Origin of the sequence: Polynucleobacter difficilis (assembly GCF_003065365.1) — a bacterium.
GTDB classification, from domain to species: domain Bacteria; phylum Pseudomonadota; class Gammaproteobacteria; order Burkholderiales; family Burkholderiaceae; genus Polynucleobacter; species Polynucleobacter difficilis.
On record NZ_CP023276.1, the window covers coordinates 763,327 to 779,114 of the forward strand.

The 15,788-nt window shown below is 49.3% G+C and carries 15 protein-coding genes; 13 read left to right on the forward strand and 2 right to left on the reverse strand.

Going from position 1 to position 15,788, the window contains the following annotated elements:
* The first annotated feature begins 59 nt into the window (after positions 1–59).
* Together greA and AOC34_RS03895 are read left to right on the forward strand one after the other, a co-directional pair.
* A complete protein-coding gene (gene greA, locus AOC34_RS03890) occupies positions 60–536 on the forward strand; it encodes a transcription elongation factor GreA (RefSeq protein WP_108468861.1) in 477 nt (158 codons plus the stop codon).
* 3 nt (positions 537–539) lie between these two features.
* Positions 540–1,037 (forward strand): DUF4149 domain-containing protein, encoded by a 498-nt coding sequence (locus AOC34_RS03895; RefSeq protein ID WP_108468862.1) that lies wholly within the window; start codon positions 540–542, stop codon positions 1,035–1,037.
* A 15-nt stretch (positions 1,038–1,052) separates the two neighbouring features.
* Here the strand turns inward: AOC34_RS03895 and AOC34_RS03900 are convergent, their stop codons facing one another.
* Positions 1,053–1,685 (reverse strand): YhbY family RNA-binding protein, encoded by a 633-nt coding sequence (locus tag AOC34_RS03900; RefSeq protein WP_108470035.1) that lies wholly within the window; start codon positions 1,683–1,685, stop codon positions 1,053–1,055.
* A 103-nt stretch (positions 1,686–1,788) separates the two neighbouring features.
* Here AOC34_RS03900 and AOC34_RS03905 point away from each other — a divergent pair, with 103 nt between their 5' ends.
* The 11 genes from AOC34_RS03905 to phoR all read left to right on the forward strand — a co-directional run bounded on the left by AOC34_RS03905 (position 1,789) and on the right by phoR (position 13,596).
* Positions 1,789–2,475, forward strand: coding sequence for an RlmE family RNA methyltransferase (locus AOC34_RS03905; protein ID WP_108470034.1), 687 nt, complete (start codon positions 1,789–1,791; stop codon positions 2,473–2,475).
* Between the two features lie 153 nt (positions 2,476–2,628).
* Entirely contained in the window at positions 2,629–4,509 is a 1,881-nt protein-coding gene (ftsH, locus tag AOC34_RS03910) for an ATP-dependent zinc metalloprotease FtsH (RefSeq protein ID WP_108468863.1), read from the forward strand.
* 21 nt (positions 4,510–4,530) lie between these two features.
* The gene (folP, locus tag AOC34_RS03915) at positions 4,531–5,409 is read left to right on the forward strand and encodes a dihydropteroate synthase (protein WP_108468864.1); all 879 of its coding nucleotides are present in this window, start codon (positions 4,531–4,533) and stop codon (positions 5,407–5,409) included.
* 49 nt (positions 5,410–5,458) lie between these two features.
* On the forward strand, positions 5,459–6,808 hold the full coding sequence (glmM, locus tag AOC34_RS03920) for a phosphoglucosamine mutase (protein ID WP_108468865.1): 1,350 nt from the start codon (positions 5,459–5,461) through the stop codon (positions 6,806–6,808).
* Between the two features lie 130 nt (positions 6,809–6,938).
* The gene (gene pstS, locus AOC34_RS03925) at positions 6,939–7,976 is read left to right on the forward strand and encodes a phosphate ABC transporter substrate-binding protein PstS (protein WP_108468866.1); all 1,038 of its coding nucleotides are present in this window, start codon (positions 6,939–6,941) and stop codon (positions 7,974–7,976) included.
* A 108-nt stretch (positions 7,977–8,084) separates the two neighbouring features.
* On the forward strand, positions 8,085–9,071 hold the full coding sequence (gene pstC / locus AOC34_RS03930) for a phosphate ABC transporter permease subunit PstC (protein ID WP_108468867.1): 987 nt from the start codon (positions 8,085–8,087) through the stop codon (positions 9,069–9,071).
* Positions 9,072–9,115: 44 nt separating this feature from the next.
* Positions 9,116–9,964 carry a phosphate ABC transporter permease PstA gene (gene pstA / locus AOC34_RS03935; RefSeq protein WP_108470036.1) on the forward strand — a complete coding sequence of 283 codons (849 nt, stop codon included), beginning with the start codon at positions 9,116–9,118 and terminating at the stop codon, positions 9,962–9,964.
* A gap of 17 nt (positions 9,965–9,981) precedes the next feature.
* Positions 9,982–10,797, forward strand: a complete 816-nt coding sequence (gene pstB, locus AOC34_RS03940) for a phosphate ABC transporter ATP-binding protein PstB (RefSeq protein ID WP_108470037.1) — start codon at positions 9,982–9,984, stop codon at positions 10,795–10,797.
* A gap of 12 nt (positions 10,798–10,809) precedes the next feature.
* A complete protein-coding gene (phoU, locus tag AOC34_RS03945; RefSeq protein WP_108468868.1) occupies positions 10,810–11,514 on the forward strand; it encodes a phosphate signaling complex protein PhoU in 705 nt (234 codons plus the stop codon).
* A 5-nt stretch (positions 11,515–11,519) separates the two neighbouring features.
* Entirely contained in the window at positions 11,520–12,236 is a 717-nt protein-coding gene (phoB, locus tag AOC34_RS03950) for a phosphate regulon transcriptional regulator PhoB (protein ID WP_108468869.1), read from the forward strand.
* A gap of 61 nt (positions 12,237–12,297) precedes the next feature.
* Complete coding sequence (phoR, locus tag AOC34_RS03955; protein WP_108468870.1) at positions 12,298–13,596, forward strand: phosphate regulon sensor histidine kinase PhoR; 1,299 nt, start codon at positions 12,298–12,300, stop codon at positions 13,594–13,596.
* Here the strand turns inward: phoR and ppk1 are convergent.
* Positions 13,562–15,685, reverse strand: coding sequence for a polyphosphate kinase 1 (gene ppk1 / locus AOC34_RS03960; protein WP_108468871.1), 2,124 nt, complete (start codon positions 15,683–15,685; stop codon positions 13,562–13,564). The two genes, phoR and ppk1, sit on opposite strands and share 35 nt — an antisense overlap.
* Between the last annotated feature and the right edge of the window lie 103 nt (positions 15,686–15,788).

Genomic DNA, 15,788 nt, shown 5'->3' on the forward strand with positions numbered 1-15,788 from the left:
AAATACCGTCAACCTGGCTTAAACTACTTCTTTATTTCGTAGATAAGCTAGGTTGCAGTATGAACACGATTCCTATTACTAAGTTTGGCGCTGAATTGCTCAAGGCTGAGCTGCATCGCCTCAAGCACGTTGAGCGTCCGGCTGTTATCAATGCCATTTCAGAGGCGCGTGCGCAGGGTGATTTATCTGAGAACGCCGAGTACGATGCCGCAAAAGAAAAGCAAGGTTTTATCGAGGGCCGCATTAAGGAGCTTGAGACCACATTGTCTGCTGCTCAGATTATTGACCCGGCAACCTTAGAGATTGAAGGCCGTGTGGTGTTTGGTGCCACCGTGGATCTCGAAGACCTAGAAGACGGCACAAAATTCACGTACCAAATTGTCGGCGACGATGAGGCAAACATTGAGCTCAATAAAATTTCAATCAGCTCGCCGATTGCGCGCGCGCTGATTGGTAAAGAAGAGGGCGACGTGGTTGCGGTTCAGGCCCCAGCAGGCAATCGTGAAGTGGAGATTTTGGCGGTGCGTTACATCTAAGGCATGAATACCGCTGGAGCCCCTCGCTATGCCGCAGCCCAGCGCCTATTTATTCTGATTGCTGGGGTATGGGTCGGTAGCCTGTTTGCGGTAGGCTACTTGGTGGTCCCCACCATTTTTACTGCTTTGCAAGATCGTCAGGTTGCCGGCATGATTGCGGCCGCCATTTTTCAAGTGGAAGCTTATCTTAGTGTGGCCGTTTGCCTGAGCCTGCTTGTGATCGCCAACTTGCTGGTAAGGCGCAAGGTCGAGCACTACCGCAGTATTCGTTGGATCACCTTGGTATTGCTGCTGGGTTCGCTAATCACGTGTTTCGGCTTGATTCCATACATGGATGCTCTACGCCAAGAGGCACTGCTCTTGGGTGTACCAGTCATGGCATCGCCATCTGCAAGCCTATTTGGACGCTTGCATGGTATTTCCAGTGGACTGTTTTTAATTCAGAGCCTTTTAGGTCTCTGGATGGTGTGGCGTTTAACTCGCCAGCCAATACACCCTTAATCCACTAAACCGGAATTAACCCAGGGATTTTTTCTTGGTACTGGCTTGACGCACTTTGCGGCGTTTGACTGGACCGGTTGGCGCTGCTGCGCGCTTATATCCAGGCGATGACCAACCAATCTTAGACTCTGCTGCATTCGCGCGAGTCGGACGTGCGGTGGCGCTTTTGGATGCCACTTTGCGTGCAGGCGCTTCCGCTTTGCTGACCGCAGTTTTGCCGAAGGGTTTAGCAGCAGCAGTGCGCCGGGCAGAGCGCTCGGATGTGCTGGTAGCGCCTCGAGTAACAAGGCGGTTCGGTGAGCGTGGCGCCTGTATTGATTTTTTGGTCTTATTGCCGCCGCGTGCATAGGGCGCATTGGCTTCTTTAATGAGGGGCTCGGGGCGCCAGATGACCAATAACTTGCCAATGTGCTGTACTGGCGCAGCATTGAGCTTGTCGCACAGCGCTTCGTAAATGGCAATGCGGTTTTCGCGATCATCACCAAACACACGGACTTTAATCAAGTTATGGCTATTAATTGCAATTTCCGCTTCTTTGACCACGCCAGGGGTTAGTCCATCGTTACCAATCATGACAACCGGGCTGAGGTCATGGGCTTTGGCTTTAAGCGCTTTGCGCTGGGCGGGGGAGATCGTAAGTGCAGTCATGCCTCGATCATAGAGCATTGCTGTTTATCAGACCAGAATAAGCAGGTAAAGTAGAGCGTTCAGCGCTGTAAAGGTGGAGCTGAAATTAACCGATTGGGATTACGTGGCAAAGAATAAATTCAATAAAAGCTGGTTGCAAGACCACCTGATGGATCCCTACGTCAAGATGGCGCAAAAAGAGGGCTATCGCGCCCGTGCAGCGTACAAGCTCAGCGAGATCGACGAGCAGGATCATTTGATCAAGGCCGGAATGGTGGTAGTGGATTTGGGCAGCGCGCCAGGCAGCTGGTCACAGTACGTGCGTAATCGCCTAACCGAATTAGGTAAGAACAATCCGAAAATCGAATCAGGAAAGCCCGATGGTGTGATTGTTGCCATTGATATGTTGCCGATGGAAGCCATTGCCGATGTCAGTTTCATTGAGGGAGACTTTCGGGAGGAAGAGGGCTTGCGTGCGCTCGAGTCCTTATTGCCAGCCAGTTGCAATGGCAAAGTGGATTTGGTTTTATCGGATATGGCGCCCAACCTATCGGGCGTTGGTATTGCCGATGCAGCGCGCATGGCAACCCTTGCTGAGTTGGCCCTGGATTTTGCCAAGGATCACCTGCAACCCGACGGCGCTCTATTGATTAAATGCTTCCATGGCAGTGGCTATAGTCAAATTGTGGAGACCTTTAAAAAGGTGTTTAAGACGGTTTCAGCCAGAAAACCCAAAGCCTCGCGCGATCGCTCGTCAGAGACCTTTTTGCTGGGTCGCCACTTGAAACCGCCCAAAACAGCCCCAAAATAGGAAATAACCCCTATATTTAAGAGGTTTTAGCGAATAAAAATAGGCTAAACCCTTGAATTACGGAGGTAGTAGAATCATTTACATGTGGAAACCGTCTTTTTGACTGGTTTAGTAATGGAAGAACTCCCGGATTAATCCGGCAAAGGTGGGTATTTGAACAACAATATGTTCCAAAAAATCGGCGTCTGGTTCATTGTCGGCCTCGTCCTTTTTACTGTGTTTAAACAGTTCGATAAGCCAAACACGCCAGAGCGAGTGACGTACTCCCAATTTATGGATGACGCACGGGATGGCAAAGTGCGCCGTGTGGACGTGCAAGGTCGCACCTTGCAAGTGACCCCGGTCGATGGAAACAAGTACTCCCTGATTTCCCCAGGGGACATCTGGATGGTCGGCGATCTGATGAAGGCCGGAGTCCAAGTCACAGGTAAAGCAGAAGACGAACCCAATTTATTGATGTCGGCGTTGTATTACCTTGGACCGACTTTATTGATTATTGGTTTTTGGTTTTTTATGATGCGGCAGATGCAAGGTGGCGGCAAAGGTGGTGCATTCTCCTTTGGCAAATCCAAGGCCCGCCTCGTTGACGAGAACAGCAATACCGTGACCTTCGGTGATGTTGCTGGCTGCGATGAAGCCAAAGAAGAAGTATTTGAGATTGTTGACTTCCTCAAGGATCCACAAAAATTCCAGAAGCTGGGCGGCCATATTCCCCACGGTGTTTTATTGGTAGGCCCTCCCGGCACCGGTAAGACCTTGCTGGCACGTGCGATTGCGGGCGAAGCCAAAGTGCCGTTCTTCTCGATTTCTGGTTCTGACTTCGTTGAGATGTTTGTCGGTGTTGGCGCATCCCGTGTGCGCGACATGTTTGAGAACGCCAAGAAAAATGCACCTTGCATCATCTTCATCGATGAGATCGATGCAGTCGGTCGCCATCGCGGCGCCGGCATGGGTGGCGGCAATGATGAGCGCGAGCAAACCTTAAACCAAATGCTGGTTGAGATGGACGGCTTTGAAAGCAACAGCGGCGTTATCGTGGTTGCAGCAACCAACCGTTCTGATGTCTTGGATCGAGCTTTACTGCGCCCAGGTCGTTTTGACCGTCAAGTGCACGTTGGCTTGCCTGATATCCGTGGTCGCGAGCAGATTCTGCAAGTGCATATGCGTAAGGTGCCTATTAGTCCCGATGTTAATGCGGCGGTACTAGCGCGTGGTACTCCTGGCTTCTCTGGTGCCGATTTAGCCAACTTAGTGAATGAGTCTGCACTCTTTGCTGCGCGCCGCAATAAGCGCTCAGTTGATATGCAAGACTTTGAAGATGCCAAAGACAAGATCTATATGGGTCCAGAGCGCAAGTCCGCTGTGATGCGTGAAGAAGAGCGTCGCAATACGGCTTATCACGAGGCTGGTCATGCTGTGGTCGCAAAGGTATTGCCCAAAGCTGACCCCGTACATAAAGTAACGATCATGCCGCGCGGCATGGCTCTCGGTGTAACTTGGCAGCTGCCTGAGTTTGACCGCGTGAATTTATATAAAGATCGCATGCTCGAGGAGCTGGCCATTTTGTTTGGTGGCCGCGCAGCCGAAGAAGTGTTTTTGAATTCCATGAGCACGGGCGCATCGAACGATTTTGAACGCGCAACCAAGATGGCTCGCGATATGGTGACCCGTTACGGCATGAGCGATAGCTTAGGCACGATGGTGTATGTGGATACCGAGCAGCAGGGCATGTTTGGCCCGAATAGTTCGAAGTCGGTATCGGAGCTAACGCAGCAAAAAGTCGATGCGGAAATTCGGAGTTTGATTGACAGCCAATATGCGCTAGCTAAATCGATTCTCGAAAACCACAAAGATAAAGTCGAAGCAATGGTTACTGCACTCATGGATTGGGAAACCATTGATGCTGAGCAGATCAATGACATCATGGATGGTCGTCCCCCACGGGAGCCTAAGCCAGTAGCGGCAACTGCCTTTGGTAACTCAGCGAGTGGTCCGGCCGGTCCAACCGCGGGTAGTGCGCCCGCAGCTGCGTAAATAGCGCTGTCGATTAGCGCAATGCAGTCGTTAAAACAGCCCGCAACATGGCGTTGCGGGCGTTTTCTTTTTGACCTAGGGCAAAGGCAAGCCAATCGCGAGCGGCCCTTAGTAATGGGCATATTGAACGCCACGCCAGATTCATTTTCGGATGGCGGGCGCTTTCATGCCAAAGACGATGCCGTGCGTCAGGCCGAATCAATGATTGCTGCAGGTGTTGATCTGATTGATATTGGCGGTGAATCAACCAAGCCCGGCGCAATCCCAGTTTCACTGCAAGAAGAGTTGGATCGGGTGCTGCCGATTATCGAAGCCCTCAAAGATTGCGGCGTTGCTTTATCGATTGATACCTACAAAGCAGAAACCATGCGACAGGCTTTGCTCGCTGGTGTGGATTGCGTGAATGATATTTGGGCATTGCGCCAAGGGGGCGCAGAACAAGTGGTGCTAGATCCTACTCTAGCGCGCAATTGCGGCATTGTCTTAATGCACATGCAGTGCGATCCCATCACCATGCAACTGAATCCAAACTATGTGAATGTAGTCAGTGAGGTAAAAGCCTTTTTGATGGAGCGCACTACAAGCTTAATTGAGCAAGGTGTTGCTGCAGAGCGAATTGCAATTGACCCCGGATTTGGTTTTGGTAAGAGCCTCGAACACAACTTAAGAATGCTGCAAGAATTTTCAAAATTCACGCAAAACGGCCATCCCGTATTGGCAGGCATTTCTCGCAAGTCGATGCTGGGCAAAATTACTGGGCGAGAGGTCGGTGATCGACTGATACCCAGTGTGGCCGCCGCCGTTTTGGCAGCAGAGCGGGGCGCAAGCATCGTACGCGTGCATGACGTTCCTGAGACTATCGATGCCCTAGCACTATGGGCTGCAGCCCAAACCGCATGATAAGCAAAAGTACACAGCCCTTTGCTTGCAAGTTTTATAATCAACGGATATGACAGCCAACACAAAAAAATATTTCGGCACTGACGGCATTCGCGGAGAGGTGGGTAAGGCCCCGATCATTCCGGATTTCATCCTGCGCTTGGGATACGCTGCCGGTACCGTTTTAAAGCAAGCCGCTCCTGCTGGTGAGCGCTGCACGGTTTTGATTGGTAAAGACACGCGCGTATCGGGTTACTTATTAGAGGCTGCGCTGGAGGCTGGTTTTTCTGCGGCGGGAGTCGATGTGATGCTTTGTGGTCCGATGCCCACACCCGGCGTTGCCTACCTCACTAAAGCATTACGACTCTCTGCGGGCGTAGTAATCTCTGCGTCGCATAACCCATACCAAGACAACGGCATTAAGTTTTTCTCATCCGAGGGCGATAAGTTATCCGATGCATCGGAGTTGGCGATTGAGGCTGCACTCGATCAACCGCTGGGTTGCGTTAGCTCTAAGTACTTAGGTAAAGCATTTCGTCTTGATGATGCCACGGGTCGCTACATTGAGTTTTGCAAGTCGACCTTTCCTGCAGCGCTGAATTTGCGCGGCTTAAAATTAGTCATTGATTGCGCTAACGGCGCTGCCTATCAATCGGCCCCCAATGTATTTCATGAGCTCGGTGCAGAAGTGATTTCCATCGGAGTCGAGCCCAATGGTCGCAATATTAATGATGGCTGCGGTGCAACTGCTCCAGCTGCACTCATTGCCAAAGTAAAAGAGCATCAGGCTGATTTGGGTATTGCCCTGGATGGCGATGCCGATCGCTTGCAGATGGTCGATGCTACGGGCCGCTTGTTTAATGGCGATGAGCTCTTATACGTGCTGGCGAAAGACCGCGTAGATCGCGGATTGAAATTGGGCGGGGTAGTGGGCACCTTAATGACCAATACTGCTATTGAGCATGCGATTCGGGCCCTAGGGCTGCAATTTGAGCGCGCAAATGTAGGTGACCGATACGTTTTAGAGCTACTTAAAAAGCACCAATGGACATTGGGCGGCGAGGGCTCCGGCCACTTGCTCTGCCTCGATCAACATTCCACTGGGGACGGCACGGTTGCCGCCTTGCAAGTGTTAGCAGCGATGCGCAAACAAGGCAAATCCTTGGCCGAGCTACTCAATGGCGTACATGTCTTTCCGCAGGTTTTGCTGAACGTCAAAGTGGCCCCAGGTTACGATTGGCAGGCTGATTCCAAGGTAGTGGAGGTGGTTAATACCATTACGGCCAAACTTGGCAATGGGGGCAGGGTATTGATTCGGGCTTCGGGCACCGAGCCCGTTCTGCGAGTTATGGTGGAGGCAAAAGAGCTGGATCAGGCAAATAACTATGCTAAAACCATTGTGGCGGCCATACCCACATAAGAAGTATTTGATTTAAACCATTGTTTTGTATGGTTTTTTTACCATAAATTCAGGTGTCACAAAGCCGTCATATTGCCTCTTTATTGTTCATTCATCGCGTCGTGCGGTGAAACTATTAAAGGACATTTAAATGAAATTGACATTGAAAAAGGCGCTAACTGTAGCTACCCTTTCGATTTCAGCAGCGAGCTTCGCTCCAATCGCCATGGCGGCCGATATTACCGGTGCCGGCGCAACGTTCCCATTCCCTATTTACGCCAAATGGGCTGAAGCCTACAAAGCCCGTACTGGCAATGGCATGAACTATCAGTCAATCGGTTCTTCTGGCGGTATTAAGCAGATTAAAGCCAAGACAGTTGATTTTGGTGCAACCGATAACCCAGTGAAGTTTGAAGACCTCGAAAAAGACGGCATGGTTCAATTTCCAGCGATTATTGGCGGCGTCGTTCCAATCATCAACGTTCAAGGCCTTAAGCCTAATCAACTCAAATTAGACGGCGTCGTCTTGGCTGATATTTTCCAGGGCACGATTACCAACTGGAATGACAAGCGCATTGCACTGCTCAACCCAGGTCTCAACATTCCAGCTGGTGAAATCACTGTTGTTCACCGCGCTGACGGCTCGGGTACAACTGCTATTTTCACCGACTACTTAGCTAAAGTAAGTAACGAGTGGAAGAGTGCGGTCGGTGCTGGTGCAGCAGTTAAATGGCCTGCAGCTTCTTCGGTTGGCGGCAAAGGCAATGAAGGCGTTGCTGCAAACGTTAGCCGTGTAAAGAATTCGATCGGCTATGTTGAGTACGCTTATGCGAAGAAAAACAACATGACTACCGTGCAGTTGAAAAATAAAGATGGTCAATTCGTTTCTGCTGATGACACCACCTTCGCGGCTGCTGCAGCTGGGACTGACTGGGCAAAGGTTCCAGGAATGGGTACATTCATTACTGATGCTCCAGGAGCTAAGTCCTTCCCAATCACAGGCGCATCCTTCATCTTGATGTACAAGCAACCAACGAATAAAGCAACTTCTGCTGAAGTGATCAAGTTCTTTGATTTTGCTTTCAAAGAAGGCGGCAAGATGGCGATTGATTTGGACTATGTACCAATGCCAGCGTCAACCATCGATTTCATTCGTAAGAACGTTTGGTCCCAGATTCAAAACAAGTAACATTATGGTTTTCTAGGCAATTACCCCGCCGAGGCGGGGTAATTGTTTGGTAAATTCAGTTCGTTTTTTGCAGTACATCGGAAGTAGTCCATTGAAGGTGGCCGATTTATGAAAAATTTAGTTTCAGCTGGTCTCGTTAGCACCCAAGCAATTGGTATTGCTAAACGTCAGCGTGTGCTCGACAAACTCTTTTATCTGGTAACGCAATTTTTTGCGCTCTCGGTTTTGTTGGCCTTACTCGGCATCATTGCTTCCCTGGTTGTTAACGCCTATCCCGCATTCCAAAAATTTGGTTTTGGATTTTTTACCACTGTAGAGTGGGACATTATTAATGGGGAGTTCGGTGGCGCGATCGCCATCTATGGAACTCTAATTACCTCAGTTATCGCTCTGCTCATAGCAGTTCCACTCAGTTTTGGTATTGCCGTGTTTTTAACTGAAATTTGCCCGAAGGGCCTACGCCGTGCGCTCGGGACAGCCATCGAAATTCTAGCTGCTGTGCCATCGATCATTTACGGTATGTTTGGCCTGTTTATTTTTGCTCCTTTATTTGCTGATTACATTCAGCCCGCTTTGGCTGCTACCTTGGGTCAGATACCCGGCTTAGGCATTCTCTTTTCGGGCGCATTTAATGGTATCGGTATTCTTTGCGCTGGCCTAATTTTGGCGATGATGATTCTGCCCTTCATTGCTTCAGTGATGCGAGACGTATTTGAAATTGTCCCCCCTGTCTTAAAAGAGTCAGCCTATGGTATTGGCTGTACTACATGGGAGGTGGTTCGCAATGTAGTCTTGCCCTACACCAAAACCGGTGTGATCGGCGGCATCATGCTTGGCTTAGGCCGAGCTCTGGGTGAAACCATGGCGGTCACCTTCGTGATTGGTAATGCTCATAAACTCAAGGCCTCACTTTTTGCCCCCGGTAACTCGATTGCCTCCACCTTGGCTAACGAGTTTGGAGAGGCAGAGATCGGCGCCCATTATTCCTCGCTATTCCTTTTGGGATTAGCCCTTTTTGCGATTACCTTTATTGTGCTGTCGCTGGCCAAAATCATGCTGATGCGCATGGAAGCCAGTCAAGGAGCGAAGACCTAATGAGTAACGCCCAATTTAAAGCGGATTCAGCCATTACGAAGGGCATGGATCAAGCCCTCTTTAATAAACGCAAGCGCGTTAATGCCATTGGTCTGACCTTGTCGCTGATCGCAATGAGTATCGGTATGGTATTTTTGTTCTGGATTTTATCGGTACTGCTCTATAAGGGGTTTGCAGCAATTAGTCCTTCCTTATTCCTGCAGAGTACGCCGGCCCCCGGAACAGAAGGCGGTGGATTGGCTAATCCGATTGTCGGTAGCTTGATGATCGTAGGTGCTTGTACCTTTATTAGTACCCCGATTGGTATTTTGGCTGGTATTTACCTCTCGGAATACGGTAATAAGAGCCGTTTTGCCGAGGTGACCCGCTTTGTGACCGACATCATGCTGTCAGCCCCATCCATCGTAGTGGGTTTGTTTGTCTATGCCATTGTGGTCTACCAAGTAAAGCACTTCTCAGGATGGGCGGGGACGATTGCACTTTCTTTAATTGCCATTCCAGTCGTGGTTCGTACCACTGAAAACATGCTGCGTTTAGTTCCCTTGACACTCCGGGAGGCTGCCTATGCCTTAGGGGCGCCAAAGTGGAAGGTGGCACTGAGCATTACCCTTACAGCCGCCAAGAGCGGTGTTATCACTGGCATCTTATTGGCATTGGCTCGCGTAAGCGGGGAAACTGCGCCGCTCTTGTTTACGGCGCTGAATAATCAATTCTTCTCCACCAATATGAATGCACCGATGGCGAACTTGCCTGTGGTGATTTTCCAGTTTGCAATGAGCCCATATGACAACTGGATTAATTTGGCATGGGGTGGTGCGCTATTGATTACATTTGCTGTATTAGGACTCAATATATTGGCTCGAGTAGTGTTTCGTGAAAAGGTAAAAGTATGACCATGATGAGAACAGTAATGCATGCTGGTTCTGCAGAGGCGAGTGCGGCGGTGGCAGAGCGTGCCGATGCTGCGGCTTCAGTCAACGCCCTTGAAATTCGGGATCTCAATTTCTTTTATGGCAGCTTTCAGGGCCTCAAAGACATTAATCTTGACATTATCGAGAAGAAAGTTACTGCATTTATCGGCCCATCCGGCTGCGGTAAGTCGACGCTATTGCGCACATTAAATCGGATGTATGACCTGTATCCAGGCCAACGTGCCGAAGGTCAAATTAGCTTCTATGGCGAGAACATCCTTGCTCAAGGCAGCGATGTGAATTTACTGCGCTCACGGATTGGCATGGTTTTCCAGAAGCCAACCCCGTTTCCGATGTCGATTTATGAAAACATTGCCTTTGGTGTGCGTCTCTATGAGCGCCTGTCTAAAGCCGAGATGGATGAGCGAGTGGAGTGGGCTCTAAGCAAGGCGGCGCTTTGGAATGAAGCCAAAGACAAGCTAAATCAAAGTGGTTTATCTCTCTCAGGCGGACAGCAGCAGCGCTTATGTATTGCACGTAGTGTGGCCGTTAAGCCATCAGTACTGTTGCTTGATGAGCCAACCTCAGCGCTGGATCCGATTTCAACGGCAAAAATCGAAGAGTTAATTAACGAACTAAAAAAAGATTACACCATTGCGATTGTTACGCACAATATGCAACAGGCAGCTCGGGTGTCCGACTTCACGGCATACATGTATTTGGGTGAATTAATGGAATACGGCAAGACCGATGAAATTTTCATTAAACCTAAACGCAAAGAAACCGAAGACTACATTACAGGCCGTTTCGGCTAATCAGGAGATCATATGCAAGATAAACACTTATCATCGCAGTTTGACGAGGACCTAAACTCCTTATGCGCCAAATTATTGCAAATGGGCGGCGTGGTAGAGCAGCAAATCGATATTGCCATGCGCGCTTTCTCCGAAATGAATTTGGACTTATGCAACCAAGTAATTGAGCGTGAAAAGACCGTTAATTCTCTTGAGGTTGAAATTGATTCGGCTTGCGTTGAGCTGATTGCGCGGCGTCAACCTACGGCGCGTGACTTGCGCTTGGTGATGGCAATATCGAAGGCTATTACGAATTTAGAAAGAGCAGGGGATGAGGCTGAGCGGGTAGCTAAACGAACCCGCCATATTATTAACGACACCGTAAACTTCAACATTAATGCCGCAGAGATTAAGTTATCTGGTCAGATGGCGATTGATTTGCTGCGCCAGAGCTTAGATTGCTTCGCCCGTCTCGATGCCGTCGCTGCTGTCAAAGTAGTGCAGGATGATAAGCAGATTGATGAGGAATTTCGTGGCTTTGTGCGTAAGTTAATCACCTATATGGCTGAAGATCCCAAGATGATTTCAACTGGCTTGGACCTACTCTTTATTGCGAAGGCCATTGAGCGCATTGGCGATCACGCCAAGAACATCGCAGAATTTGTGATCTACATTGTGAAGGGCGCCGATGTGCGGCATGTGCCACAAGACGATTTAATTCGCGAAGCCCATAAATAAGAGCCATGTCCCAGCATATTCTGGTTGTTGAAGATGAGCCGTCAATTGCCGAGCTCATTTCAATTAATTTAACGCATGCTGGATATACTGTATCCCGGGCCTTGCAGGCAGATGAGGCCCTGCAATTGTTGCGTAATTCCAAGCCCGACTTAGTCATTTTGGATTGGATGATGCCCGGCAAATCGGGCGTTCAGTTTGCGCGTGAACTTAGGTCTAGTCCATCAACGCAAGCCATTCCGATTCTGATGTTGACTGCCAAAGGGGAAGAGGCTGACAAAGTATTGGGTCTTGATGCCGGCGCAGACGACTATGTAACCAAGCCATTCTCCCCAAAGGAGCTTGTTGCGCGTGTGAAGGCCTTATTGCGGCGCCATGTATTTGAAGTGGTCGAAGAGAAGGCCTTTGTACTGGGGCCAATGCAGCTGGATCCAGTGGCCCACCGTTTAACTATTCGCGTTTCTGATAATACGAGCAAGGCACTTGCTTTGGGACCTACTGAATTTCGTTTAATGCAGTTCTTGATGGCTAATCCGGAGCGGGTGCATTCGCGTACTCATCTTTTAGATAATGTGTGGGGTAATGAGGTGTATATCGAAGAGCGCACGGTCGACGTACACATTAAGCGTTTACGTGCTGCTTTGGCTCCTTTTGCCTGCGATCATTTCGTAGAAACGGTCCGTGGTAGTGGCTACCGAATTACGAAGAACCCAGTAAATACATAGCGTTAACGGCGCTTAGGCGATGCTTTCCGTTTCGCCATTGGGTATGCTCTAAGATAACGCTATGTTTGCTGCCATTGTCCGCCTTTTTGTTCTCTTAGCTTGCTCCTTTGCGTTGTATTCGCTTACTCAGTCGGCATGGGGTCATTGGGTTGCGCTTGGCATTGCACTCACTGTCTTGGCCATTCCGCTGGGGTATTTTTACATCAAGCTATCGACCCTTAAAAAATACCTACAAGCCGATGAATTAGAGCGTCTACCGGCTGCCAGTGGATTCCTGGAAGATCTCTTTTTTCGTTTGCAGCGTTACGTCAAGGCAATTAAGCAACGCATTTTTGAAGTCGAACGTCAGCACCAACGATTTATTGAAGCCTTTCAGGCTTCGCCCAACGGCATTGTGATGCTCGATAGCCAAGACCAAATTGAATGGTGCAATGCCATTGCCGAACGTTTTTTTGGGCTGAATTTCAAGCGCGATGCGATGCAACGTATCAATTACTTGTTCCGCAATCCTGAATTTATTCAATACCTGAGCGCGCGTGAGTTTGAGGAGCCCTTGGTGATTGAAAAGATGGGCCCAGGCTCGAATCTCAGCCTTCGAATCCAGGCATTTCCCTTTGCGGACAATAGGCGCTTATTGTTGGCCCAAGACGTAACCGACCTATATAAAGCAGAGGCGATGCGCCGCGACTTCGTGGCAAACGTATCCCACGAAATGCGCACACCCCTTACAGTGATGATGGGGTTTTTAGAAACAGTTCAAACCATTGATTTAACGCCAGCCCAAAAAGCAGAGTACCTTGAGCTTATGATGACCCAAGGTCGACGCATGAAAAGCTTAGTTGAAGATTTGCTGACCTTAGCTAATCTAGAAGCAAATGCCTTGCCCGTATTGAAGGATTCAGTCAATGTAGTGGATTCTGCGTTTCCACTGCTGAAAAATGATGCCGAGGCTTTATCGCAGGGCGCCCATCAAATCCGCTTTGAGGCAGAGTCAACCCAATTGCTCATGGGCAATGAGCATGAATTAATGTCGGCCTTTGGTAATTTGATCTCCAATGCCATTCGCTACACACCCGACGGCGGAGAGATTACGGTGCAATGGGGCGTTAATTCCAATGGGCAGGGCGTTTTTTCGGTCCGGGATACCGGCCCCGGCATTAGTGCTGAACACTTACCTCGTTTAACCGAGCGTTTTTACCGGGTCGATCGCAGTCGCTCGCGGGATACGGGTGGCACTGGACTGGGCCTGGCGATCGTGAAGCACATTGCCAGTCGACATCAAGCTCAGCTCTTAATTGAGAGTGTGCCTGGATCCGGCAGTCAATTTACTTTGCTTTTCCCTTCGGAGCGAATAGCTTAATCAGCTCTAACTGCGCAATGACTGGAGTCTGATTTGTCCTGGGCTTCACTTGCTGGTAACTGCCATCGGAATTCATTTTCCATGCCGTTGCATTGTCTTTGAGTAATAACTTAAGACCCTCTAGGACAACCCGTTTTTTTAGTAGCCGATCTTTTACCGGAAAGGCAACCTCAACACGCCGCAGCAGGTTGCGATCCATCCAGTCGGCACTTGAGAGGTGTACGGATTCTGTGCCATTTGCATAAAAATAGTAGATGCGGTGGTGCTCTAAGAAGCGCCCAATAATGGAGCGGACGGTTATGTTGTCCGACAGTCCTTTAACCCCAGGTTGCAGGGCACACACGCCACGCACAATCAGTTGGATTTTGACGCCCGCTTGGGATGCTTTATACAGCTCCGCAATAATCGTTGGCTCAAGCAAGGCATTCATTTTGGCGATGATGAGGGCCTTTTTTCCTGCTTTGGCTGCTTTTGCTTCGGCGCGAATGTGCGCAACCAGCTCATCTAATAGGGTAAAGGGCGATTCCCATAGCTCGCGGGTTTCCAAGTGCAAAGCCGTACCCGTGAGTTGCTGAAACACAAGATGCACATCATTGGTAATGGCTTCATCACAGGTCATGAGACCAAAATCGGTATAGAGCTTCGCTGTTTTTGGATGGTAGTTTCCGGTACCCAGATGCACATATCGAACGAGTTGTGATTTACTTTTCTTGCCGGTTATTTTCTCTCGCCGAACTACTAATAACATTTTGGCATGGCATTTATGACCTACTACACCATAGACTACATGGGCGCCAACACTCTCTAATTTAGCCGCCCAGTTGATGTTGGTTTGTTCATCAAATCGTGCAAAGAGCTCTAAGACGACGGTAACTTCTTTGCCGTTTCGTGCCGCTTGAATGAGGGCATCCATTGCTGGAGAATCATCGCCCGTACGGTAAACCGTTTGTTTAATGGCCAATACGTCTGGATCATTAGAGGCTTCGCGTAATAACTGCAGTACGGGCTCAAAGCTCTCATAGGGGTGGTGCAATAAGATATCGCCTTGGCGAATTTTCTCGATGATGGAATCATCCGGGTCAGTAGAGTCTTGCTGACCTGGTTTAGTTAAGCCAAATGAGGATTTGGGGCGGTATAAGGCAAATTTGAGCTCGGGCTTGTCGACTAGATCAGGCACCTGTGACAGACGGAGTAAATTGACCGGCCCATCAATCCGGTAGCAATCTTGTGGCCCAAGGCCATTTTCCTTACGGAGTCGCTCCACCAGAGCGTGGGGCGTCTCGATCGATGTTTCTAGGCGTACAGCATCACCCAAGTGGCGGGTTGGTAACTCGCCTTGCAGAGCTTTACGCAGATCAGTAACTTCATCATCGGATACAAATAATTCCGAATTGCGCGTGACGCGAAATGGGTGACACTCCACAATGCTTAAGCCGGGAAACAAGCTACCCACAAACTTTTGGACAAAGGAAGAGAGGAGGACGAAGCCATAATCGCACTTGGCCAGGTGTTTTGGCATTTGAACGACACGCGGCAAGGAGCGCGGCGCTTGCACAACAGCTAAGCGAGCCCGCCTGCCAAAGGCATCTTTTCCGTCTAAGGAAACAATAAAATTTAAGCTCTTATTGGCCACCTTCGGAAATGGATGGGCTGGGTCTAGCGCAATCGGCGTCAATAGCGGTAGCAATTCAGTATTAAAGATGCCGTGCGCCCATTTTTCTTGTTCCGGCGTCCAGTCCTTGGCAAAAATAAATTGAATCCCAGCCTCTTCTAGTTGCGGCTGTATGGTGTTATTAAATACCGCATATTGCCGTGCAACCAATGTGTGGGCATATTCCGTTACTTTGTCGTATGCCTCGGAAATACTGAGGCCATCGGCTTCAATTTTCTTGGGGTCAGTTTGCAATTGCTCCTTGAGTCCGGCAACCCGAACCTCAAAAAACTCATCTAGATTGCTCGACACAATCCCCAAGAAGCGCAAACGCTCCAAAAGGGGGTTACTGGGATCCTCGGCCTGAGCCAGTACTCTGGAATTGAATTCCAAAATACCGATTTCTCGATTTAGAAGGGGAATGGCCAGTTTTGTCATGAATAGACTATGTTATGCCACCTTTATATTTCAGTAATGTGTCATTTGGATTGCATACAATAAGCCTTTAGTATCTGTGGCATTGCCCTGTTAAAGCTGATCC